We start from the raw sequence: 1,804 nt of genomic DNA, 5'->3' as shown, positions 1-1,804 counted from the left end.
GGCGGCCCGGCGCAGGTCGCCCAGCATGCGCGGATGGTTGGTGCCGGGATTCTGGCCGACGACGAAGATCGCGTCCGCCTTCTCGAAGTCTTCGAGCAGCACCGTGCCCTTGCCGATGCCGATGGCCTGAACGAGGGCGATGCCGCTCGCCTCGTGGCACATGTTCGAGCAATCGGGGAAGTTGTTGGTGCCGTAGGCGCGGGCGAAGAGCTGGTAGAGGTAGGCCGCCTCCAACGAGGCGGCCTACCTCTACCAGCTCTTCGCCCGCGCCTACGGCACCAACAACTTCCCCGATTGCTCGAACATGTGCCACGAGGCGAGCGGCATCGCCCTCGTTCAGGCCATCGGCATCGGCAAGGGCACGGTGCTGCTCGAAGACTTCGAGAAGGCGGACGCGATCTTCGTCGTCGGCCAGAATCCCGGCACCAACCATCCGCGCATGCTGGGCGACCTGCGCCGGGCCGCCGAGCGCGGCGCGCGGGTCGTGGTGCTCAACCCCGTGCGCGAGCGCGGGCTGGAGCGCTTCGCCGACCCGCAGAACAGCGTCGAGATGCTGCGCGGCGCGAGCCGCCCGATCGCCAGCCACTACTACCAGCCGAAGCCCGGCGGCGACATGGCCGCCTTCCGCGGCATCGCCAAGGTCGTCTTCGCCCGCGACGCGGCGGCGATCGAGGCGGGCAAGCCCTCGCTCCTCGACCACGCCTTCATCGCCGCCCATACCAGCGCCTTTGCCGAGTACCGCGCGGCGGTCGAGGCGACGGCGTGGGAGGCGATCCTCGACCAGTCGGGCCTGACCCGCGAGGCGATCGAGACCGCGGCCGACGTCTATCTCGGGGCCGACCGGGTGATCGCGACCTGGGCGATGGGCGTGACCCAGCACCGCCACTCGGTGGCGACGATCCGCGAGATCGCCAACCTCCTGTTCCTGCGCGGCCATATCGGCCGGCCCGGCGCGGGCCTGTGCCCGGTGCGCGGCCATTCCAACGTGCAGGGCGACCGCACGGTCGGAATCAACGAGAAGCCGCCGCTCGGCCTGCTCGAAGCGCTCGACCAGGAATTCGGTCTGACGACGCCGCGCCAGCACGGCCACAACGTGCTCGGCGCCATCGGCGCGATGCTCGACGGCTCGTCGAAGGCCTTCATCGGGCTCGGGGGCAACTTCGTGCGCGCCACGCCGGACACGCGGCTGGTCGAGAAGGCGCTCGCGGCGTGCGAACTCACCGTCCACATCGCGACGAAGCTCAACCACTCGCACCTCGTGCCGGGCCGGGTCGCCTACCTGCTGCCCTGCCTCGGCCGCACGGAGATCGACCGCAACAGCCGGGGCAAGGTGCAGATCGTGACCGTCGAGGATTCGATGAGCATGGTCCATGGCTCGGGCGGCATCAACAAGCCCGCCTCGCCACATCTGCGCTCGGAGATCGGCATCATCGCCGGCATGGCCGCCGCCGCCGTCGGCTCCGAGCGGATCGACTGGGCCGCCCTCGCCGACGATTACGATCGCATCCGCGACCTGATCGAGCGGACGATTCCGGGGTTTGCCGGCTTCAACACCCGGGTGCGCCGACCGCGCGGCTTCATGCTGCGCAATCTCGCCGCCGAGCGGGTGTTCGAGACGGCGACCGGCCGGGCGGGCTTCTCCAGCGGGCCGCTGCCGGTGGCGACTGAGCACCAGCGCGCGAGCCGGCAGGGCGACACCTTCGTGCTGCAGACCTTCCGCAGCCACGACCAGTACAACACCACGATCTACGGCCTCGACGACCGCTACCGCGGCGCTCGCCGTAGACGCCGCGGTAGCGGTCGT

At 70.3% G+C, this 1,804-nt stretch carries 2 pseudogenes; one reads left to right on the top strand and one right to left on the bottom strand.

Annotated features, from left to right (window positions below):
• Positions 1-234: pseudogene (locus MFF42_RS25930) on the bottom strand (CbbBc protein); the annotation flags it as partial.
• Between MFF42_RS25930 and MFF42_RS25925 the strand changes: the two are divergent.
• Positions 227-1,804: pseudogene (locus tag MFF42_RS25925) on the top strand (FdhF/YdeP family oxidoreductase); the annotation flags it as partial. The pseudogenes MFF42_RS25930 and MFF42_RS25925 sit on opposite strands and share 8 nt — an antisense overlap.

Origin of the sequence: Methylorubrum podarium, from assembly GCF_022179745.1 — a bacterium.
Lineage (GTDB): Bacteria > Pseudomonadota > Alphaproteobacteria > Rhizobiales > Beijerinckiaceae > Methylobacterium > Methylobacterium podarium.
Note: the sequence above shows the minus strand (reverse complement) of the source record. Positions and strands in the feature narration are given on the sequence as shown.